This window comes from Pseudomonas sp. RIT-PI-S (assembly GCF_025642975.1).
Classification (GTDB): domain Bacteria; phylum Pseudomonadota; class Gammaproteobacteria; order Pseudomonadales; family Pseudomonadaceae; genus Aquipseudomonas.
The window spans coordinates 110,622-131,271 of sequence record NZ_JANZKJ010000005.1 but is presented as its reverse complement, the minus strand read 5'-3'; the positions used below and the strand labels follow the sequence as shown (position 1 = coordinate 131,271).

At 64.9% G+C, this 20,650-nt stretch carries 16 protein-coding genes; 10 read left to right on the top strand and 6 right to left on the bottom strand.

The genetic code is table 11. The annotated features are described in order from the left end of the window. Positions 1 to 12 precede the first annotated feature (12 nt). The 5 genes from aguA to OGL93_RS09720 all read left to right on the top strand — a co-directional run bounded on the left by aguA (position 13) and on the right by OGL93_RS09720 (position 5,692). Positions 13 to 1,143, top strand: a complete 1,131-nt coding sequence (gene aguA, locus OGL93_RS09740) for an agmatine deiminase (RefSeq protein WP_263262431.1) — start codon at positions 13 to 15, stop codon at positions 1,141 to 1,143. After that, complete coding sequence (locus tag OGL93_RS09735; protein ID WP_263262430.1) at positions 1,140 to 2,237, top strand: extracellular solute-binding protein; 1,098 nt, start codon at positions 1,140 to 1,142, stop codon at positions 2,235 to 2,237. Before aguA ends, OGL93_RS09735 begins: the two co-directional genes overlap by 4 nt. 163 nt (positions 2,238 to 2,400) lie before the next feature. Then, the gene (locus OGL93_RS09730) at positions 2,401 to 3,210 is read left to right on the top strand and encodes an OBAP family protein (protein ID WP_263262429.1); all 810 of its coding nucleotides are present in this window, start codon (positions 2,401 to 2,403) and stop codon (positions 3,208 to 3,210) included. A gap of 136 nt (positions 3,211 to 3,346) precedes the next feature. Beyond that, entirely contained in the window at positions 3,347 to 3,625 is a 279-nt protein-coding gene (locus OGL93_RS09725) for a hypothetical protein (protein ID WP_263262428.1), read from the top strand. 264 nt (positions 3,626 to 3,889) lie between these two features. Further along, positions 3,890 to 5,692, top strand: coding sequence for an acyl-CoA dehydrogenase (locus OGL93_RS09720; protein ID WP_263262427.1), 1,803 nt, complete (start codon positions 3,890 to 3,892; stop codon positions 5,690 to 5,692). Here OGL93_RS09720 and OGL93_RS09715 read toward each other — a convergent pair whose 3' ends face one another. Next, a complete protein-coding gene (locus tag OGL93_RS09715; RefSeq protein WP_263262426.1) occupies positions 5,693 to 6,595 on the bottom strand; it encodes a carbohydrate kinase in 903 nt (300 codons plus the stop codon). Between the two features lie 271 nt (positions 6,596 to 6,866). On the opposite strand from OGL93_RS09715, the gene OGL93_RS09710 reads away from it, so the two are divergent. Together OGL93_RS09710 and OGL93_RS09705 are read left to right on the top strand one after the other, a co-directional pair. Then, a complete protein-coding gene (locus OGL93_RS09710; RefSeq protein WP_263262425.1) occupies positions 6,867 to 8,930 on the top strand; it encodes a PAS domain-containing sensor histidine kinase in 2,064 nt (687 codons plus the stop codon). Positions 8,931 to 9,018: 88 nt separating this feature from the next. Continuing rightward, entirely contained in the window at positions 9,019 to 10,353 is a 1,335-nt protein-coding gene (locus OGL93_RS09705) for an MFS transporter (RefSeq protein WP_263262534.1), read from the top strand. A 440-nt stretch (positions 10,354 to 10,793) separates the two neighbouring features. On the opposite strand, the gene OGL93_RS09700 is transcribed toward OGL93_RS09705, so the two are convergent. Together OGL93_RS09700 and OGL93_RS09695 are read right to left on the bottom strand one after the other, a co-directional pair. After that, a complete protein-coding gene (locus OGL93_RS09700; RefSeq protein ID WP_263262424.1) occupies positions 10,794 to 11,843 on the bottom strand; it encodes a beta-eliminating lyase-related protein in 1,050 nt (349 codons plus the stop codon). A gap of 191 nt (positions 11,844 to 12,034) precedes the next feature. Continuing rightward, positions 12,035 to 12,967, bottom strand: a complete 933-nt coding sequence (locus tag OGL93_RS09695) for an AraC family transcriptional regulator (protein ID WP_263262423.1) — start codon at positions 12,965 to 12,967, stop codon at positions 12,035 to 12,037. 276 nt (positions 12,968 to 13,243) lie between these two features. Between OGL93_RS09695 and OGL93_RS09690 the strand changes: the two genes are divergently transcribed. Beyond that, positions 13,244 to 14,551: a sugar ABC transporter substrate-binding protein gene (locus tag OGL93_RS09690; RefSeq protein ID WP_263262422.1), complete on the top strand. Its 1,308-nt coding sequence runs from the start codon at positions 13,244 to 13,246 to the stop codon at positions 14,549 to 14,551. A 30-nt stretch (positions 14,552 to 14,581) separates the two neighbouring features. Further along, positions 14,582 to 15,355 carry an L-iditol 2-dehydrogenase gene (locus OGL93_RS09685; protein WP_263262421.1) on the top strand — a complete coding sequence of 258 codons (774 nt, stop codon included), beginning with the start codon at positions 14,582 to 14,584 and terminating at the stop codon, positions 15,353 to 15,355. A 58-nt stretch (positions 15,356 to 15,413) separates the two neighbouring features. Here OGL93_RS09685 and mapR read toward each other — a convergent pair whose 3' ends face one another. Both mapR and OGL93_RS09675 read right to left on the bottom strand, forming a co-directional pair. Then, complete coding sequence (mapR, locus tag OGL93_RS09680; RefSeq protein ID WP_263262420.1) at positions 15,414 to 16,832, bottom strand: GntR family transcriptional regulator MpaR; 1,419 nt, start codon at positions 16,830 to 16,832, stop codon at positions 15,414 to 15,416. A gap of 56 nt (positions 16,833 to 16,888) precedes the next feature. Beyond that, on the bottom strand, positions 16,889 to 17,575 hold the full coding sequence (locus tag OGL93_RS09675) for a dihydrofolate reductase family protein (protein WP_263262419.1): 687 nt from the start codon (positions 17,573 to 17,575) through the stop codon (positions 16,889 to 16,891). A 211-nt stretch (positions 17,576 to 17,786) separates the two neighbouring features. Here OGL93_RS09675 and cyoB point away from each other — a divergent pair, with 211 nt between their 5' ends. Continuing rightward, the gene (cyoB, locus tag OGL93_RS09670; protein WP_263262418.1) at positions 17,787 to 19,772 is read left to right on the top strand and encodes a cytochrome o ubiquinol oxidase subunit I; all 1,986 of its coding nucleotides are present in this window, start codon (positions 17,787 to 17,789) and stop codon (positions 19,770 to 19,772) included. Between the two features lie 379 nt (positions 19,773 to 20,151). Here the strand turns inward: cyoB and OGL93_RS09665 are convergent, their stop codons facing one another. Then, positions 20,152 to 20,412, bottom strand: coding sequence for a hypothetical protein (locus OGL93_RS09665; protein WP_263262417.1), 261 nt, complete (start codon positions 20,410 to 20,412; stop codon positions 20,152 to 20,154). Between the last annotated feature and the right edge of the window lie 238 nt (positions 20,413 to 20,650).

Below are 20,650 nucleotides of genomic sequence, written 5' to 3'. Positions count from 1 at the left end.
AACGAGGTTCCCATGGCACGCTTGCTCGACACCCTTCCCAAGCACGACGGTTTCCGCCTGCCCGGCGAGTTCGAACCCAAGGCCGGCTGCTGGCTCGGCTGGCCCGAGCGCCCAGACGTGTGGCGCAACGGCGGCAAGCCCGCGCAGCACGTGTGGGTGGAAATCGTTACGGCCATCGCCAGCAGCGAGCCGGTGACCGTGTGCGCCTCCGCCGCGCAATTCGCCAATGCCCGCCGCCTGCTGCCGCCCCAGGTGCGGGTGGTGGAGATGACCTGCAACGACACCTGGTTCCGCGACAGCGGCCCGTGCTTCGTGGTCAACGACCACAGCGGCGAGGTACGCGGCGTGGACTTCGAGTTCAACGCCTACGGTGGCCTGGATGGCGGCCTGTACTTCCCCTGGGACCGCGACGACCAGATCGCCGCGAAGATCCTCGAGATCGAGAACCTCGACCGCTATCGCGCGCCACTGATCGCCGAACTGGGCGGCATCCAGAGCGATGGCCAGGGCAGCATCCTCACCACCGAGCAGTGCCTGCTCAACCGCAACCGGAACCAGCACCTGGGCAAGGCCGAGGTCACCCAACGGCTGACCGATTACCTGGGCGCCGAGCAGGTGATCTGGTTGCCGCGCGGCTGCAAATTCGATGAAACCGACGGCCATGTGGACGACCTCGCGTGCTTCGTGCGCCCCGGCGAAGTGGTGCTGCAATGGACCGACAACCGCGACGACCCGCAGTGGGAGATCTATCAAGAGGCCTATGACGTACTGCGCAGCACCCGCGACAGCCGTGGCCGTGAGCTCAAGGTGCACAAACTGGCGCAGCCAGACCCACTCGAGTGGACCGCCGCCGAAGCCGCCGGGCTGGACCAACTGGACACGACCCACACCCGCGAGGCGGGCACGCGGATTTGCGCCTCCTATATCAACTACTACGCCGGCAACAGCGCCATCGTGGTGCCGCTGTTCGGTGTGCCGGAAGACCGCCAGGCGCTGGCGACCCTCACCGAACTGTTCCCACGCCATCGGATCATCGGGATCGAGAATTCTCGGGAGATTCTTCTCGGCGGGGGCAACGTCGCCTGCATCACCATGCCGCAATACGCCGGCGCGCGGCAGGGTAGCCAAGGAGGGGCGGCATGAAGAAAACCTATCTGGGGCTAGGCCTGCTGTGGTTGTTGGTGCCCTGGGCCAGCCAGGCGGCAGACCCACCCAGGCCCACGGTCAACCTGTACATCTGGGGCGAATACCTGGCCCCAGACACCCTCGCCAACTTCGAGAAGCAAACGGGCATCCGGGTGGTCGCCGACCACTTCGATAACCTGGAGATCGTCGAAACCAAGCTGATGACCGGCCGCAGCGGCTACGACCTGGTCCTTACCGCCGGCCAGCACCTGTCACGGGCCATCGCCGCCAAGGCGATCCAGCCGCTGGACAAACAACAGCTGCCCCATTACAGCGGCATTGGCGAAGCCTTCCGCCGCGAGATGGCGGTGTTCGACCCGGGTAACCGCTATGCCGGCATCTATGGTTGGGGCACCACCGGCTTCGGCTACCAGCAGCAGGCGATCGCCAGCCGCCTGCCGAATGCGCCCACGGACAGCTGGGCCATGCTGTTCGACCCGGCGGTGGTGTCCAAATTCGCCGACTGCGGGGTGAGCCTGCTGAACGACCCCAACGAGGTTTTCGCTGCGGTGATGCGCTACATGGGCCTGGACATCAACCGCCAGAGCCTGGACGACCTCAAGCTGGCCGAGCAGCAACTGGCGAAAATCCGCCCCTACGTGCGGTACTTCGACAACGACCTGAACCTCAACGACATGGCTAACGGCAACACCTGCCTGTCGATGTCCTGGAACGGCAACATCGCCATGGCCGCGACCCAGGCCGCGGCCGCCAACAAGCCGTTCAGCCTGGTGTACAAGATCCCCAAGGAAGGCACGCTGATCTGGTTCGATGCCATGGTGATCCCCGCCGATGCGCCGCACCCGGCCGAGGCCCACGCGCTGATGGACTACCTGATGACCCCGGAGGTGATCGCCCCGATTACCGACACCATCCACTACGCCAACGCGATCACTGCCGCCGATGCCCTGGTGGCCCCGGCCATCCGCAACGACCCTGCCACCTATCCACCCGCCGAGGTGCGCGCCACCTTGTACAGCAAGAACGACAACAGCAAAGCCTTCAACCAGGCCATGACCCGGGCCTTCACCCGGTTGAAGTCGGGGCTGTAGGCACTGGCGCCAGCCCGCGAACCCAGTGGGAGAAGGTTCGCGGGCTTTTGCCCGTTCCCGCAGGCGGCTGTGTTCGGGTAGGCGCTGGCGCCGGCCTGCGAACCGTGCCGCGTGGGTTTGCCAAGCTACGCTATGCGGACCCCCGCCTATCTCGAGGTCCGTCATGATCCCTAGCAACCCGTTAGTGCTGCTCCTGGCCGCTGGCGTCATCGCCGGTTGCAGCGCCAACAACACCCACTCCGACGTCACCGCGCCGGGCGCCGCGAAGAAAGCCGATACCGTGGCCCTGGACAGCGGCGCCGCGCTGTTGCAAAGCCGGCCGCCGATCGACGCGCTCAACGCCTACCTGGACGGGTTTCATTTCTATAACGGGCATATCCATTCGCAAATGGAAGCGCACCATTACTGCTCGATCCTTAACGAGGAGGTGATCCAGTGCGTGATCTACGACGGCAACGTCAAGGATGCCAAGCTGATGGGGGTCGAATACATCATCAGCGAGCGGCTGTACGCCGGCCTTCCTCCCCAGGAGCAGGCCCTGTGGCACAGCCATATGCATGAGGTGAAATCCGGCCAACTGGTGGCGCCTGGCATCCCGGGGCCTGCCGAGCACGCGCTGATGGACAAGCTGGTGCACACCTACGGGAAAACCTGGCACACCTGGCACACCGACCTGGACAAGACCCTGCCGCTGGGCGTGCCCCAGCTGATGATGGGCTTCACCGCGGACGGCCAGGCCGACCCCGCCATGGTCAGCCAGCGCGACAGCCGCCTGGGCATCGACAGCGCCGAGGAGAAACGCAGCCGAGCCGATATCGTCGCACCGCCGGTGAACCCGGCAGCCGACGCATGGCAGCACGGCAAGGTGGTGCAGCTCGCCGACCCGACCGGCCAGCAGCATGATGCAATGCCCTCCAGCGGCGGCACGGCAGCGCCCGATCCGGCCAAGAATGCTCATTCCGCCAAGCCCTGAGCGCAGCCGTGGCGGGCATTGGTCAGCCCAGCGGAAGTGGCGCTTTGCCACGGAACTGATCGGGAGTACATTGCCTTCATTGCCATGGTTGTTGCCTGTCCGTTGTCGTGGCCTATAAGCACCAAAGGGGGGTGACATGTGCGAGCACGACAACGACGCCGCGGCCGAGCAGGCAATCAATGCATTTTTCGACGAACTGGCGCAGGTACGCATGCCCCACGGCATCGCTTGGGGGCATCAGACCCAGGTCGAGGAATTTCGCGCAACTGCGCTGGCGGCCCAAGGCGCGGCTTATCCGCGTGACGAGTTGTTGGGCTACCTCAGCGGGCTGGCGGTCGCCGGCGCGCTCAATGCCAACCAGGTAAGCCGCTTCACTGAACTGATCCGCGACTTCACCGGGCGTGGCTGGATGTAAACCCCCATCTGCGGGCTGGGCTCGAGCCCGCCAGGGGCACATTCCTTTTCCTTCATAACCCCCAGCCTGTCGGCCGCGCGCTTTATACATCGGCATGAGCGCGCAGCCGGGCGGCCGTGGCACCCGCCGCTTTTGGGTGCAGTTGCAATTCACTGCGTGAATCCTGCCCATACACCACCAACATCCTCATGTATCCCAGCGGGGTCCCCCTGCTAGGCTCTGCCTCCGTTGCCGCCATCCACGCTTGCCGCCTAGAGAGCCTCCATGACTGACCTGCTGCTCAACGAACGGGAACTGCGCTTTGCGCTGTATGAGTTGCTCGATACCCAAGCGCTGCTGGAGCGGCCGCGCTATGCCGAGCATGACCGTGGCGTGTTCGATGCCATCCTCGACACCGCCCGGCAGCTGGCCGCGGACTTCTACGCGCCCCACAACCGCAAGGGCGATACCCACGAGCCCACGTTCGATGGCGAGCGGGTCACCTTGATCGACGAAACGAAACAGGCCTGGGATGCGTTTGCCCAGGCAGGTTTCCTCGCCGCCCAGCACGATTACGAAGAGGGCGGCCTGCAGCTGCCAGAAGTGCTGCTGCGTGCCTGCATGGCCTATTTCAACGCCGCCAACATCTCCATGGTGGCGTACTCGTTCCTGAGCATCGGTGCCGCCAACCTGGTGAAAAGCTTCGCCAGCCCGGAGCTGCGCGAGCGCTTCTTGCCGCCCATGCTTGATGGCAGGTTCAGCGGCACCATGGCCCTGACCGAGCCGGGGCAGGGCTCCGCCCTGGGAGATCTGCGCACCAGTGCCCGGCCGGCAGCGGACGGCACCTACCGGGTGTTCGGGCAGAAGATGTTCATCTCCGGTGGCGACCACGAGCTGACCGAGAACATCGTGCACATGGTGCTGGCCCGGATCGACGGCGCGCCGGCGGGCGCCCGGGGCATTTCGCTGTTCCTGGTACCCAAGTACCTGGTGAACGCCGATGGCCAGCTGGGTGCGCGCAACGACGTGGCCCTGGCGGGCCTGCTGCACAAGATGGGCTATCGCAACACCACCTCCACGGTGCTCAGTTTCGGCGAAGGCGAGGGTGCCCACGGTTACCTGGTCGGCGAGCCTGGCCATGGGCTGGCGTACATGTTCCAGATGATGAACGAGGCCCGTATCGGCGTTGGCCTCGGTGCCGCCAGCCTCGGTTACCAGAGCTATATCCATGCCCTGGCGTATGCCCGCGAACGCCCGCAAGGCCGCTTGCCGGGCGCCAAGGACCCCGCCACCGCACAGGTGCGGATCATCGAGCACGCCGATGTAAGGCGCATGTTGCTGCAACAGAAGGTCTACGCCGAAGGCAGCCTGGCTTTGTGCCTGTATGCCAGCAGCCTGGTGGAAGACGCGCGCACCGCGGCCGGCGAACAGGCTCGGCGCGATGCCGCCGAGCTGTTGGACCTCATCACCCCCATGGTCAAGTCCTGGCCCTCGCGTTATGGCGTGCTGGCTTCGGATATCGGCTTGCAGGTGCTGGGAGGCGCCGGCTACACCCGCGAATACCCGCTGGAGCAGTACTACCGCGACAACCGCTTGAACCCCATCCATGAGGGAACCGAAGGCATCCAGGCGTTGGACCTGCTTGGGCGCAAGCTCGGCTCGCGGGGCGGCGCCGGCTATGGGCTGTTCCTGACCCACGCCCGGCACACGCTCACCGAGGCCGGCAACGACACCGGTTGCCAGGCGTTGGCCGCGGCGCTGGAAGACGCCCTGGGGGTGCTCGAACAGGTGACGACAGCGCTGCAGCAGCAGATAGCGGCCGATATCGACCGCGGCCTGGCCAATGCCAGCGCATACCTGGACCTGTTCGGCCGCGTGTTGGTGGGTTGGCTGTGGCTGCGCCAGGCGCTGGTGGCAAGCCGCGCGCTGGGCGAGGGCGCCAACGGCAGCGAGGCCGACTTCTACAACGGCAAGCTCCAGGCGGCGCGTTATTTCATGACCTGGGAGCTGGCGCCACTGCCCGGCCTTGCCAGGCTGTTGATCGAGGGCAACAGCCTGACGTTCGACATGCAGGACCGCTGGTTCTGATCAGCCATTGGCCGCCAGTAGCGCTTGCACCTCTGCCATGGTTGGGGCATGCGCCCCGGCATGGCTGCACGACACCGAGGCGCAGGCGGCGGAAAAACGCAGGCGCTCCTGCAGGTCGCTGATGCCCAGCAACCCCGACGCCAACCAACCGGCCATGCTGGCGTCGCCGGCGCCTACAGTGTCGGCGACCTGCACGCGAATGGCCGGCTGTTCGAAGCAGCCGTCGGTGGTATGCAGCACCATGCCGTGTTCACCTCGGGTGAACAGGATCTGCGCGGTGGCATTCAAACCGCGCAGTTCGGCCAAGGCGTGCTGCTCATCCAGGCCCGGGTAGATCTGCCGCAGGTCTTCGTCCGAGAGCTTGATCACGTCCGCCAGGGCCACCATGGTCGGGAAGGTCCGCTGCCGATAGGCGTCATCCATCAGGTTGCGCCAGTTGGGGTCGTAGCTGATGCACTTGCCGGCGGCCCGCGCCTGCCGGGCGATCGCCACCAAGCGCTCGCCCAGTGGCTGGCGCGCCAGGCTGATACAACTGAAGTGGCACAGTTGCGCAGCGTCGAGCCAGCCGGTTGGCAACGCAGCGGCATCGAAATGCAGGTCGGACTCGCCAGCGAAAAAGTACCGGGGAGGGCGGCTGGACGCCACGATGGCCACCAGCGGGTCGGTATCCGCGCGCTGGATGAACGCCATGTCCAGCCCGGCGGCTTCCGATTGCCAGGCGATTTCGTCTCCGAGCGAGTCGCGGCTGATCGAACCGGCGAAGGCGCTGGGCACGCCCAGCAGGCTCAGGCCGCGGGCCACGTTCCACGGGGCGCCGCCTGGATAGCCTTGCCAGTGGCCCGGCGCGCCTTGCACGATGTCGGTCAAGGCTTCGCCGAAGACCACTGCGCGGGGCATTGCCATGTTTGATTCTCCTTGGCTTGGGTTTTAGCGGCCTAACATAAGGGGAAACCTTCCAGGCGGCTAGCACGGCGACCCTTGGGTTCCGATACTTTCTTGCGGCCCGAAGCGTTCGGCGGGCGCCGCGCACCGCGGACGGATGCCTCTTGAAAACAAGCTTGCACGCGGGCACCATCTCGCCCACTAACGCAGCCAGTTCGCGGCGTACGGGCGCGTTGTCGCCTGCCCCCGCGCCCTTTCTGACAGATCATGGCTGCACCAGGTGAGTCCCCTCATGAATCCCCCCTCGACCGGCCCTGGGCCCACGCAAGCGACGCAGGCCGCGACGGCCAGCGATGCCGCCGAGCGCCTGCAATTGGCGCTGGATGCCGGCGCGATCGTCGGTACCTGGGTCTGGGACGTACCCAACGACCACTTCAGCGCCGACGAGCGCTTCGCTCGGTCGTTCGGGCTGTCTGCCCAGCGGTGCGTCGACGGGCTGTCGCTGGACGAGGTGATGGCTTCGATCCACCCCGAGGATAGCGCCCGGGTTGCGGCCGCCATCGCCGAAGCCCTCGGCCGTGGCGGGCCCTATCGCTGCGAATACCGCGTGCTGCAAACCGACGGCGTGTATCGCTGGATCGAGGCCAATGGCCGGGTGGAGCTGGACAGCACCGGCCAGCCGGTGCGGTTTCCCGGCGTGCTGCTGGACATCGAGATGCGCCGCGCCGCCGAAGCCGAGCGCGACCGGCTCACGGCCCTGCTCAGCACCTTCACCGCCGCGGTTCCGGGCGTGGTGTACGCCAAGGACGTGGCGGGGCGGATGCTCGTGGCCAACCATGGCACCACCGAGCTGATCGGCAAGCCCCCGGCGTTCTACCTGGGTAAAACGGACGTCGAGTTCCTCGAAGACAAGGCCCAGGCCCGGCAGATCATGGCCACCGACCAGCGAATCATGCGCGGCGGCAAGGCCGAGCAGATCGAGGAGCGGGTCGATATGCCCGACGGTTCGGCGGTGGTGTGGCTCTCGGTCAAGGCGCCGCTGTTCAATGATGCGGGGGAGGTGATCGGGCTGATCGGCTCCTCCATCGACGTGACCGCGCGCAAGACCGCCGAGGCGGCACTGCAGGACCTCAACCACACCCTCGAAGCACGCGTCGCCGCCGCCATCAGTGAACGGGAAGCGGCCGAGGCAGCCCTTCGCCAGGCGCAGAAAATGGAAGCGGTGGGGCAGCTCACCGGCGGGATCGCGCATGATTTCAACAACCTGCTGGCCGGGATCAGCGGCAGCCTGGAAATGATGCAGATGCGCCTTGCCCAGGGGCGCGGGGCGGAAATCGACCGGTACCTGTCCGTGGCCCAGGGCGCGGTGCAGCGAGCGGCGGCCTTGACCCACCGGTTGCTGGCGTTCTCTCGCCAGCAAACCCTCGCCCCGGTGCCCACCGACGTCAATGGCCTGATCCGCGGCATGGAAGAACTGATCCGCCGTTCCGTGGGCCCGGCGGTGGGCATCAGCGTGGACTTGGCAGCGGAACTCTGGCCTGCGCTGGTCGACCCGGCGCAGGTAGAGAACGCCCTGTTGAACCTGTGCATCAATGCCCGCGATGCCATGCCCGGCGGCGGCAGTATCGTCATCCAGACCTACAATACCCACCTTGCGGCCGGTGCCGACCTGGCACCCGAGCTGGCCCCTGGCGAATACCTGACGATTTGCGTGAGCGACACCGGCGTGGGCATGGGGGCGCACGTCCTGGCCCGGGCCTGCGAGCCTTTCTTCACCACCAAGCCGGCGGGGGCGGGCACCGGCCTCGGGCTGTCCATGGTCTACGGCTTTGCGCGGCAGTCTGGCGGGCAGATCAGAATCCATTCCGAGCCAGGCGTCGGCACCCAGGTTTACCTTCACCTGCCGCACCATGCCGCGCCCGTGGTGTCGCGCAACGCGCTTCCATCCTTCGCCGGCGCCCACCGCACGGTCAGTGGCGTTACCGTGCTGGTGGTAGATGACGAGGCGTCGATGCGCGTGCTGCTGACCGAGCTGTTGACCGGCCAGGGCTACGTGGTGATCGAGGCGGCCGACGGCCATGCCGGGCTGCAGTTGTTGCGCTCGGATGTGCGCATCGATCTGCTGGTGACCGACGTTGGCCTCCCGGGCGGCATGAACGGCCGCCAGATGGCCGATGCGGGGCGCCTGGCCCGGCCGGGCCTGCCGGTGCTGTTCATGACCGGGTATGCGCAAAGCCATGTGCTCGACCAGTGCCATCTGGAGCCCGCCACCGAGTTGCTCACCAAGCCATTCGCGTTGGATGCGCTGATGACGCAGGTAAGCGGGCTGCTCGGGGATCAGCGCACACCGCGCTAATGGCTATGCCAGAGGCGTTTCTTGAACATCGAGGGTTGTGCCACTGCCGATAATCCCTGAATCACGATTCAGGAGCGCGCGCATGGCTATGCATATCCCAGGGCAGGTTCCACCGGCCACCTTACGCAAGGTGATCGCGGCTTCGGCCATCGGCAACTTCGTGGAGTGGTTCGATTTCGCGGTGTATGGCTTCCTCGCCACGGTCATTGCGGCGCAATTCTTCGCCAGCAGCAGCCCTGGGGTTGCACTGCTCAAAACCTTTGCGGTTTTCGCCGTGGCCTTTGCCCTGCGCCCGCTGGGCGGCGTGGTGTTCGGCGCGTTGGGCGACCGCCTGGGGCGCAAGCGTATCCTGGCGGCGACCATCCTGATGATGGCCGGGGCTACCACCGCTATCGGCTTGCTCCCCACCTACGCCAGCATCGGTGTGCTGGCGCCAGTGCTGCTGACCTTGGCCAGGTGCGTCCAGGGCTTTTCCGCCGGCGGCGAGTACGCGGGGGCCGTGGCGTACCTTATGGAGCATGCTCCCAGGCACAAGCGCGCCTGGTACGGCAGCTTCGTGCCAGTGTCGACCTTTTCGGCCTTTGCCCTGGCCGCGGTGCTCGCTTACGCCCTGGAGGCCAGCTTGACCGCCGACGCCATGGCCAGCTGGGGCTGGCGCGTGCCGTTCCTGCTGGCCGCGCCGCTGGGCATCGTCGGGCTGGTGCTGCGCTGGCGCATGGAAGAAACGCCGGCGTTCAGGGCCGCCCGGCGAGCGGCAGACGTCCACGGCCACTCGCCGCTGCGCCAGACCCTGCGCGACCACGGCGCCGCCATATGCTGCCTCGGAGCGTTTATCTCCCTCACCGCGCTGTCGTTCTATATGTTCACCACCTACTTCGCCACCTACCTGCAGGTCGCCGGCCACCTGAGCCGCGCGCAGTCGTTGCTGGTGTCGACCGTTGCGCTGCTCTTCGCCGCCGGCGCCTGCCCGGTGGCCGGGGCGTTTTCAGACAAGGTGGGCCGGCGCAGAACCATCGGCTTCACCTGCCTCTGGCTCATGCTGACGGTTTTCCCCGCATACTGGCTGGCAGGCACGGGCGCGGTAGGCCCAGCGATCGCGGGGGTGCTGCTGCTCGCCGTGGGCGCGGTGCTGTGCGGCGTGGTCACCGCCGCGCTGCTGGCCGAAACCTTCCCCACCCGCACCCGCTACACCGCCTCGGCGATCACCTACAACCTGGCGTACACGCTCTTCGGCGGCACCGCGCCGCTGATGGCCACTTGGCTGATCGACCTGACCGGCAGCAACCTCGCACCGGCGTTCTACCTGGTCCTGATTGCAGTGCTGGCCCTGGCCGGCGGCCTCGCGCTGCCCGAGACCTATCGCATCTCCCTCGAGGGCGAGCAAGAGAGCGAAGGCTTGGAGCCGGCCTTGCAAGGAAGCTGACCGCCGGGTGCGTAGGAGCGGATTTATCCGCGAACCGGAAACGCCGCCGATGGTGACCTGCCGATCAGGGTGTATTCGCGGATAAATCCGCTCCCACAGTGCCGTGCGCCGGATCAACCCATCATCGCGCCTGCGAGTGAGCACGAAGCCAGAGGTGTGGCGCCGGCCTTGCAATAACGCTGGGCGCCGATTGCGTAGGAGCGGATTTATCCGCGAACCGAAAACGCCGCCGATGACGACCTGCCGATCAGGGTGTATTCGCGGATAAATCCGCTCCCACAGTGCCGTGCGCCAGAGGCTCTCTTACCCAACCATCATCGCGGCCTGCGAGTGCATACGAGGGCAGAGGGGTGGCGCCGGCACTGCAAGACGGCTGAGCGCCGATTGCGTAGGAGCGGATTTATCCGCGAACCGAAACGCTGCCGATGACAACCTGTCAATCAGGGTGTATTCGCGGATAAATCCGCTCCCACGGTGCCGTGCGTAGGAGGCTCTTTTACCAAACCCATCAACCGCCGAAACAGCGCGGTAAGCTGCTCATCGCTGACCGCCAGCAACCGGTCCCCAACGTAGTATTCGGTTTTGCTCCAGCCGGGAACATCGCAGGCCTGCACGTCGTTGAACAACCAATAGCCTTCCTGGCGGGCAATTTGGTCCCGCGCTTCGAGTAGCGTTTGCCGATCTGCGTCGATGTACAGGTGGAACATGTTTACCTGCGGTATTCGCGGCAGCACGCGGATACCGCAGATAGTGGACAGACATCCCGCTGCACTCAATGCTCTTTGGTAGCAGGCCTCTAGCATCGCCAGGCGACGGTCGAAACCCATGGCGGCGCTCATCACCATTGGGCCCTGCTTGATCAACGTGCCTCCAAGCCGCCTGCGCCATACCCGGGCTTGTTCGATAAAGTCCGCATCGCCCGCCAACAGGGCGCCGGCGATACCACCGAGCCCCTTATAAGCCGAGACGTATACTGATGCGAAGCCTTCGGCAATCTGAGCGTAAGAGCGCTGATAAAACGCACGGGTTTCCCACAACCGGGCACCGTCCATATGCAGCGGCGTGTCAGTGTCTTTGGCAGCCGATTTAAGGGCTTGCAGCTCGTCCCAATCTGGAAGTTGACCGCCTATCTCGCGTGCGGGCAACTCGGTTACCAGGCAACTGAGTGGCTCGGCAATGGCCAAAAGATCACTGGCGAGTATGGGCCTTAGACGATTGCCGACTGTCACTGCCTGCAGTTGGAATAGCGCCTGATAGGCCTGCTCCTCGTGAATCAGCAAATGTGAAGTTGCGTGCAGGCCTATGCGTGGCAAGCGCCGACGCTCGGCCCAGATCTGTAGCGCAATCAGCTGGGCCATGACACCGCTGGGGAGGAATAGCGCGGACGCTTTACCCAGCACCTCGGCGACTTTCGCTTCGAAGTCATTGATGAGCGCGCCGCTGCCGTAGCGATCATGGTTCACCTCATTGGCCCGCGCCCACTGCGCCATCTCCTCAAACCATTGTGCTGGCGTAGGTTCAGCGAACCCATTCAATTCCGCGCTGCAGGCTAAACGCAGCCGCTGGCGTTCTTCATCAGTAGGTGAAATCACAGGCATGCCTTATAGGGCGAAAGAGGTTCTGTCAGTTGCGGCTTAGCAAAGCAGAAACCCTAGGATGCGTCCAACCACGGCCCTCGGGCTTAACCCGACGAATGAGCTTGCGTGGGGTTTATCGGTGCCAGCCCGCTGCCCCGCCGATACTCCCTAGGCGTCTGCTTCATCTCGCAACGAAACTGGCGGTTGAAGTTGGAGACGTTGCTATAACCGACGTCGAAGCAGATCTCGGTGACGGACAGTTCGGTTTGCGCCAGCAGGCGGCAGGCGCGCTGGATGCGCAGTTTGCGCATCAGGTCGATGAAGCCGTGGCCGGTGATGCGTTTGAAGAAGCGCGAGAAGCCGGGCTCGCTCATTCCCAGGCGCTCGGCGATCACCGACAGGCGAGGGTCGGCGGTCAACTCGGCCAGCAGGTAGTCGAAGGCCTGATGCACCCGTTCGGCGCTGCGTGCGTCCAGGGACGGCGCATAGCAGGGGCTGGCCAGGGTGTGCACCTCAGGGGAGGGCGCCTGGGCCAGGGTAGCCAGCAGTTGCAGCAACAGGGCCAGCCGCGCCAGGCCCTGGGCGGCGCCGATGCGTTCGAGCAAGCAGGCGGCCTGTGCAGCAGTGTCGCCGCTGTACTCCAGGCCGCGCCGGGCCAGGTCGAACAGGGTTTTCAGTTCGCCGAATTCGGGGAAGGTATTGCGCAACGCCAACAGCGCCGCGCCATCGAATTGCAGCACCACGTCGCGGTTGGGCAAGTATTCCCCGGCGGCCAGGTCACCGATCCAGTCATGGGGCAGCCCCGGCCCGATCAGCGCCACGTGCCCAGGGCCGAAGGCGCCGATGTAGTCGCCGGCCACCAACCTGCCGCTGCCCTGGCGGATCAGGTGAATCTCAAACTCCGGATGGTGGTTCCAGCGGGCCAGTGGGTAAGGGTAGCCGTGCTCGTACCAGCGAAAGAACTGATCCGGCGGCGGCAGGATCACTTCGAGCTCGGCCGGCGGATGCTCCAGGAGTGCGCTGCGCTTGATCGGCATCTGCTGCCCCTTCTTATCGTTGTTAGGCGGTGTGGCCGGCTAACCCTACGTTGAAACCGCCCGGCCCGGCTAGCCTCGGTGGTGCGGGGTTTCGATACTTTTTTGCCCGGCATGCCAGGGTGCGCCCTGGGTAAAAAAAGCATCGAACGGGCGTACTGGATTCGTTTGTTCGTGGCAGCCCGGCGCTGCTCTAATCGGCGCGTCCGCCACCGATGTGCGGTTGGCAATAACAAAAACAACAGCTCCAGCGGGCCTGGCCCGGAGCGGAGAGCCTCCATGAAGCGTACCCCTGCGTTGATCCTCGCTGCCGGCCTGGGCGTGACACTCGCCAGCCCGGCGGCCGAAACCCTCACCATCGCCACCGTGAACAATGGCGACATGATCCGCATGCAGCGGCTGTCCAGGTTCTTCGAGCAGCAGCACCCCGAGGTCAGCCTCAACTGGGTGGTGCTCGAGGAGAACGTGCTGCGCCAGCGCCTGACGACAGATATCGCCACCGCCGGCGGGCAGTTCGATGTGCTGACCATTGGCACCTACGAAACGCCCTTGTGGGGCGCCAAGCACTGGCTCGAGCCGTTGGCCGACCTGCCCGCCGACTACGATGTGGACGACCTGTTCCCAGCAGTGCGCCAGGGGCTGTCGGTCAACGGCAGCCTTTACGCCCTGCCGTTCTATGGCGAAAGCACGGTGACGTATTACCGCACCGACCTGTTCAAGGCTGCGGGGCTGAGCATGCCGGCAGCGCCTACCTGGACGCAGCTGGGCGAGTTTGCCGCCAGGCTCACCGACAAGAGCAAGGGCCAATACGGGCTGTGCCTGCGCGGCAAGGCGGGGTGGGGGGAAAACATGGCGCTGCTGAGCACCATGGCCAACGCCTTCGGCGCCCGCTGGTTCGACGAGCGCTGGCAGCCGCAGCTGACCAGCCCGGAGTGGGCGGCGGCCGCGAACTTTTATGTGAACGCTTTGCAGCACTATGGCCCGCCGGGCGTGACCAGCAACGGCTTCAACGAAACACTGGCGCTGTTCAACAGCGGCAAGTGCGCCATCTGGGTGGACGCCAGCGTCGCCGGCTCGTTCACCACCGACAAAACGCAAAGCTCGGTGGCAGACAACGTCGGCTTCGCCGCCGCGCCGGTGCAGGCGACCGATAAAGGCAGCTCGTGGCTCTATGCCTGGTCGCTGGCGATTCCAGTCACCTCCCAGCACAAGGCGGCGGCCAAGGCCTTCATCGCCTGGGCCACGTCCAAGCCCTACGTGCAGCTGGTCACCGAGCAGGACGGCATCACCAACGTGCCGCCGGGCACGCGTCGGTCCACCTACAGCCCGGCCTATCTCCAGGCCGCGCCCTTCGCCCAGGTCACCCTCAACATGATGCAGCATGCCGATCCGTCCCACCCTTCGGCGCAACCGGTGCCATACACCGGCATCCAGTACGTGACCATCCCCGAATTCCAGGCCATCGGCACCTCCGTAGGCAAGCTGTTCTCCGCCGCGCTGACGGGGCAGATGACCGTGCAGCAAGCGTTGGCGGCCGCGCAAAGCAGCACCGAACGTGAAATGAAACGAGCGGGCTATCCGAAATAACCGGCCATGCCCAATACCGAGGATCAGCACATGAAACGACTTGAAGGTAAAAGCGCGCTCATCACAGGTTCGGCGCGGGGCATCGGCCGGGCCTTCGCCCAGGCTTACCTGGCGGAGGGCGCCAGCGTGGCCATTGCCGATATCGACCTCGAACGCGCCCGGGCCACCGCCGCCGAACTCGGCCAGGGCGCTTACGCGGTGGCGATGGACGTCACCACGCAAGGCTCGATCGACCAAGCCATCGCCACAGTGATCCGGCAGGTGGGGAAGCTCGACATCCTGGTCAACAACGCCGCATTGTTCGACCTGGCCCCCATCGTCGAGATCAGCCGCGAAAGCGTTGACCGGCTGTTCTCGATCAACGTCGCCGGCACCCTGTTCACCCTGCAGGCCGCGGCGCGACAGATGATCGCCCAGGGCCACGGCGGCAAGATCATCAACATGGCCAGCCAGGCCGGGCGCCGTGGCGAGGCGCTGGTGGGGGTCTATTGCGCCACCAAGGCGGCGGTGATCAGCCTCACCCAGTCGGCGGGGCTGGACCTGATCAAGCACGGCATCAACGTCAATGCCATCGCCCCGGGGGTGGTGGACGGCGAGCACTGGGACGGCGTGGATGCCCTGTTCGCCCGCTACGAAAACCGCCCCAGGGGCGAAAAGAAGGCCCTGGTCGGCCAGGCGGTCCCGTTCGGGCGCATGGGCACCGCCCAGGACCTCACCGGCATGGCGGTGTTCCTGGCTTCGAGCGACAGCGAGTACGTCGTGGCGCAGACGTATAACGTCGATGGCGGGAACTGGATGAGTTGAAGGTGCGAGCCGTGGTTCGCAGCCCGGCGCGGGCGCGCGGCCGAAGCCTGCGAACCTGTCAGAACGCCGCGAGAACCTGCCCTAGCAAGGCCATCGCCCGCTCGCTGTCCTCGCCCCAGGCATGCCCGTAGTTGAGCCGGGCGCAGTGCCGGAACGAGCGGGAGGCGGAGAAGATCGGCCCTGGCGCCAGGCTGATCCCTTGGGCGAGGGCCACCTTGAACAGGGTGAGCGAGTCTACCCGCTCAGGGAATTCGAACCACAGGAAGTACCCGCCATGGGGGCGGGTGACTTTGGTTTCGGCGGGGAAATAGCGCTCCGCCGCGGCGAGCATGGCTTGCTGCTGGCTTTCCAGGCTGTGCCGCAACTTACGCAGGTGGCGGTCATAGCCGCCGTGTTGCAGGTAGTCGGCGATGGCCACCTGTGCCGGCACCGAAGGGGAAATGGTGGTCATTAGCTTGAGCTGGGCGATCTTCTCGGCGAAGCGCCCACCCGCCACCCAACCGATGCGGTAGCCGGGCGCAAGGCTTTTGGAGAACGAACCGCAGTGCATCACCAGCCCGTCCCGGTCATGACTTTTCAGCGGGCGAGGGGGCTGGCTGTCGAAGTACAGCTCCGAATACACGTCGTCCTCGATCAGCGGCACCTGGTGCTGGTGCACCAGCTCGATCAGCCGCTGCTTGCGCTCGGCGGTGAGGCTGGCGCCCATGGGGTTCTGGAAACTGCTCATGAACCAGCAGGCCTTGATCGGCAGCCTGGCCAGGCTGTCGGCCAGGCCGTCGAGGTCGATACCGTCGCGCGGGTGCACCGGGATTTCCACCGCCTTGAGCTTGAGCCGTTCGAGCACCTGCAGGCAGGCATAGAAGGCCGGGGCTTCGATCGCCACCAGGTCGCCCGGCGCGGTCACCGCCTGCAGGCACAGGTTCAGCGCCTCCATGGCACCGTTGGTAATCACCAATTCGTCCATGGGCAGCATCACCCCGGCCAGGGTGTAGCGCAACGCGATCTGCCGTTTGAGGGGGTCGTTGCCAGCGGTTTGGTCAGCGATGATCTGATGCGGCGAGAGCGCCCGCAGCCCTTGCCCCATGGACTTGGCCAGACGGGCCAGGGGAAACGCGTCGGCGCTCGGGAACGCCGAACCGAAGGGCACCGTGTGCGGGTCTTTCAGGGAGCCGAGCACGGAGAACACCAACTCGCTGACGTCCACCTCTTGCACCGCGGTCTCGCGCTTGCTCATCTTCGGCTCGGCCAGGCTGCCACGGGCATGCTCGCGTACGTAATAGCCGGAGCGGGCCCTGGCCTGGATCAGGCCGCGGTCTTCGAGCAGGTAATAGGCCTTGAACACCGTGGCGGGGCTAACGTCGTAGTTGCGGCAGGCGAGCCGCACCGAGGGCACCCGTTGGTTGGGCGCGAGAATGCCGGAACGGATCAGCGCGGCGATCTCGTCGGCCAGTTTTTCGTAGCGCTTGAGCTTGTGCATCTGATCCGCCTGGCAAGGAAAACACGCCACTATAGCGGATCAGTAGCCACGGCGCGCTACGCCTGGGTGTACCGCAGCCAAACCGAGCCGTCCTCCTGCGCCTCGGCATTGCTCAACTTGAGGTAAGTAGGTTGCTTCCAGGCGGCCGGGGCGATTTCGAATGACGCCGGGTGTTCACCACGGCCATCCACCAGCGGCAGGATCAGCACGCTCAGTTCGTTCACCAGGCCCGCATTCACGAATGACCCGCTCACATGTGGGCCGCCTTCGACGATCACGCGCTTGCAGCCCAGCTCCGTACCCAAAATGCCCAGTGCCTGCTTGAGGTCGACGTCGTCCTTGCCGGCGAACAGGTAGGACACGCCTACCGATTGCAGGTAGGCCAGGTAGTCATCGCAAACGCCTTCGGTGAGCACTTCCACCACATGGGCGCCCTCTACCTCGTTGCGCTTCCAGCCCACCTTGCCCTGTGGGTCGATCGAAACCGCGTAAAGCTTGGCGTCGCGCTTGGCGAAGTGATGCGTGCGCGGGATCGGCCCCTTCGCCAGGCCGGTTGGATAGCCTTCGTCGTGAGCGATCTCCTGCATCGTCACCCGGCCGCAGACCCAGGCATCGAAGGCGAAGGTCTGCGCCAGCTTTTCGTAGCGCTCGCCGGCGGCGTTCTTGAACGAACGATCCCAGCCGTCGGTAAGGGCATGGCCGTCCACAGACGACATCATGTGGCAGATGACATAGGGCTGCATAAGCGACTCCTCGGAAGGTAAGCGATCTACAACCGACTCGGAGGAGGGTGCGCGGGTTCAGTGCACCTCCCGGGCAACTGCCGGAGGGGCCAGCGCAAAGGAAACTGATCCGTTTTTTTTAACAACAACTGGAACTGACGGTATCAGTTCCCAGGGTTCATCATGCGCGCGCCCCCAAACGGGGCGGAAATGAACCCACCGGGGACAGCAGATGTTTGGAAAACTCACCTTGTCGGCCGTGCCTTGGCATGAGCCGATCGTCATGATCACGCTGGCCTGCGTGGCCCTCTTGGGCATCGCCCTGGCGGCCGCGCTGACGTATTACCGAAAATGGGGCTACTTGTGGCGCGAATGGCTGACCAGCGTCGATCACAAGCGCATTGGCGTGATGTATATCGTGGTGGCGCTGGTGATGCTGCTGCGCGGCTTCGCCGACGCCATCATGATGCGCAGCCAGCTGGCCCTGGCCACCGATGGCAGCCCCGGCTACCTGCCGCCGGAGCACTACGACCAGATATTCTCCGCCCACGGCGTGATCATGATCATCTTCATGGCGATGCCGTTCTTCACGGGCTTGATGAACATCATCCTGCCGTTGCAGATCGGCGCCCGTGACGTCGCCTTCCCGTTCCTGAACTCGCTGAGCTTCTGGTTGCTGGTGTCCGGCGCGGCGCTGGTAAACGTATCGCTGGGCCTGGGCGAATTCGCCAAGACCGGCTGGGTCGCGTACCCGCCGTTGTCGGAGCTGAGCTTCAGCCCCGGTGTCGGCGTGGACTATTACATCTGGGCGCTGCAGATCTCCGGCATCGGCACTACCCTCACCGGCATCAACTTCCTGGTCACCGTGCTGAAGATGCGCGCCCCCGGCATGAAGCTGATGGACATGCCGATCTTCACCTGGACCTGTTCCTGGGCGAACGTACTGATCGTCAGCTCCTTCCCGATCCTCACCGCCGCGCTGTTCATGCTCACCCTGGACCGCTACCTGGGCTTCCACCTGTTCACCAACGAGTTGGGCGGCAACCCGATGATGTACGTGAACCTGTTCTGGGCCTGGGGCCACCCGGAGGTGTACATCCTGGTGCTGCCGGCGTTCGGGATTTATTCGGAAGTGGTGTCGACCTTCTCCGGCAAGGCGTTGTTCGGCCACAAGTCGATGATCTACGCCAGTGGCGCGATCACCTTCCTGGGCTTCATGGTATGGCTGCACCACTTCTTCACCATGGGTTCCGGGGCGAACGTGAACGCCTTCTTCGGCATGGCCACGGCGCTGATTTCCGTGCCCACCGGGGTGAAGCTGTTCAACTGGCTGTTCACCATGTACCGCGGGCGCCTGCGCTTTACCACGCCCATGTGGTGGACCCTGAGCTTCCTGGTGACCTTCTCCATCGGCGGCATCACCGGGGTGTTGCTGTCCATCCCAGGGGCAGACTTCGTGCTGCACAACAGCCTGTTCGTGGTGGCGCATTTTCATAACGTGATCATCGGCGGCGCGGTGTTCGGCTACCTGGCCGGGATGACCTTCTGGTTCCCGAAAGTGTTCGGCTTCCGCCTGCAAGAGGGTTGGGGCAAGGCCGCCATCGTGCTGTGGACGGTCGGCTTCTACCTGGCCTTCATGCCGCTGTACGTGCTGGGCTTCATGGGCATGACGCGCCGCCTGAACGCCACCGACAACCCGCTATGGACACCCTGGCTGCACCTGGCGATGGTCGGCGCGGTGCTGATCGCCCTGGGGATCGCCTGCCAGCTGATCCAGCTGTACGTGAGCATCCGCGACCGCGACGCCCGGCGCGACTTGACCGGCGACCCCTGGGATGGCCGCACCCTGGAATGGGCGACCAGCTCGCCGCCGCCAATATACAACTTCGCCGTGCTGCCGCAGGTCAGCGGCATCGACACCTACCATGGGCATAAACGCCAGGGGCAGCACACGCCGCCACGCTACCGCCCGATCCATATGCCTAACAACACCAGCACCGGCGTGTTCATGGGCGCGTTCATCACCGCCATGGGCTTCGCGTTGGTGTGGCACATCTGGTGGCTGGCCCTGGCCGGGGTGGTGTGCACCATCGGTGCCTTCGTGTTGCACGCGGCCAAGGATGACCCCGGCTATTACATCCCGGTAGAAGACATCGAGCGGATTGAAGGCCGTCGCGCTACCGCCCCGGCCCGGAAGAAAGCGCCGTTGCCGGCGTAACATGCAGATAAGCCATCCGGGCCCCGTTGCCCGGATGCGCGGCACCACCCCCTCTTGGCCAGCACGATGACGCTGCTGCCAGCGGCCTGGGCGTACGCGTACGTGTCAGCGCCCTCGTGCTCAATACACATCCTCCCGACACACTCTTCTATGTCCACTAGGCGCTGGTGAAGACCCAGCGCCGCCTCTGGTCTGGTCACCCCTCGGCTTTGTCCCCGTCTATCTCGCCCCTTGCTTCACTCCCGCAAGGGCAGAGGCGCGCCTGGACGCGGTCGCTTCTGCGAGCGGGTTAACTCAGGAAGAGTGCGAATCAGAATGACCTTTCAGCCCGATGACCAAGCAGATCAATGGATTACCCAAAGTGGAGGCGAGACAGAGATCACTGACCCGACGGCATGGAAGAACAGCATCTTGCAGGTGCTAAACGAGCTGCATAAGTGCCTTCCTTGAAAGCGAACAGGTGGTTCAACCAGTTGAACGTTTTAGCGTTGAAGCGCAAGCCGTTTTGCCAGAACCAGGGCAGATTGCCGAGGCCCGTTAAATCCACCGGAATCAACTGCTGCATGCCAAGCGCCGTGGCGACGGGCTTGGCGGCGGTTTGAAGTTGCTCTAGAACGGTTTGTTTAAGGTCGTTGCTCATTGCCGGGATCTCCTGAAAGTACGCTCAGCCGACGCGTCATATATACGCACCGGTCCGCTGTCGCTGTGTTCAAGGGCGACGCTTCGAGAATCCCAAACCACTCCATTTCCAATAAGTAACGTTACGGTTAATTAACGTAATGCTCGAGGTGTAACATCGCCCATTCCAAGCCCATAGCAGCCATCTCAAAACGCCATGTCGCCGTAAACTGCATGCCAACCGCGCTGCGTCAACCCCC

Excerpts from the sequence above, each read along its gene's own strand:
- aguA (WP_263262431.1), top strand. The coding sequence starts at position 13 with ATGGCACGCTTGCTCGACACCCTTCCCAAGCACGACGGTTTCCGCCTG.
- OGL93_RS09735 (WP_263262430.1), top strand. The coding sequence starts at position 1,140 with ATGAAGAAAACCTATCTGGGGCTAGGCCTGCTGTGGTTGTTGGTGCCC.
- OGL93_RS09730 (WP_263262429.1), top strand. The coding sequence starts at position 2,401 with ATGATCCCTAGCAACCCGTTAGTGCTGCTCCTGGCCGCTGGCGTCATC.
- OGL93_RS09725 (WP_263262428.1), top strand. The coding sequence starts at position 3,347 with ATGTGCGAGCACGACAACGACGCCGCGGCCGAGCAGGCAATCAATGCA.
- OGL93_RS09720 (WP_263262427.1), top strand. The coding sequence starts at position 3,890 with ATGACTGACCTGCTGCTCAACGAACGGGAACTGCGCTTTGCGCTGTAT.
- OGL93_RS09715 (WP_263262426.1), bottom strand. The coding sequence starts at position 6,595 with ATGGCAATGCCCCGCGCAGTGGTCTTCGGCGAAGCCTTGACCGACATC.
- OGL93_RS09710 (WP_263262425.1), top strand. The coding sequence starts at position 6,867 with ATGAATCCCCCCTCGACCGGCCCTGGGCCCACGCAAGCGACGCAGGCC.
- OGL93_RS09705 (WP_263262534.1), top strand. The coding sequence starts at position 9,019 with ATGCATATCCCAGGGCAGGTTCCACCGGCCACCTTACGCAAGGTGATC.
- OGL93_RS09700 (WP_263262424.1), bottom strand. The coding sequence starts at position 11,843 with ATGGCGCAGTGGGCGCGGGCCAATGAGGTGAACCATGATCGCTACGGC.
- OGL93_RS09695 (WP_263262423.1), bottom strand. The coding sequence starts at position 12,967 with ATGCCGATCAAGCGCAGCGCACTCCTGGAGCATCCGCCGGCCGAGCTC.
- OGL93_RS09690 (WP_263262422.1), top strand. The coding sequence starts at position 13,244 with ATGAAGCGTACCCCTGCGTTGATCCTCGCTGCCGGCCTGGGCGTGACA.
- OGL93_RS09685 (WP_263262421.1), top strand. The coding sequence starts at position 14,582 with ATGAAACGACTTGAAGGTAAAAGCGCGCTCATCACAGGTTCGGCGCGG.
- mapR (WP_263262420.1), bottom strand. The coding sequence starts at position 16,832 with ATGCACAAGCTCAAGCGCTACGAAAAACTGGCCGACGAGATCGCCGCG.
- OGL93_RS09675 (WP_263262419.1), bottom strand. The coding sequence starts at position 17,575 with ATGCAGCCCTATGTCATCTGCCACATGATGTCGTCTGTGGACGGCCAT.
- cyoB (WP_263262418.1), top strand. The coding sequence starts at position 17,787 with ATGTTTGGAAAACTCACCTTGTCGGCCGTGCCTTGGCATGAGCCGATC.
- OGL93_RS09665 (WP_263262417.1), bottom strand. The coding sequence starts at position 20,412 with ATGAGCAACGACCTTAAACAAACCGTTCTAGAGCAACTTCAAACCGCC.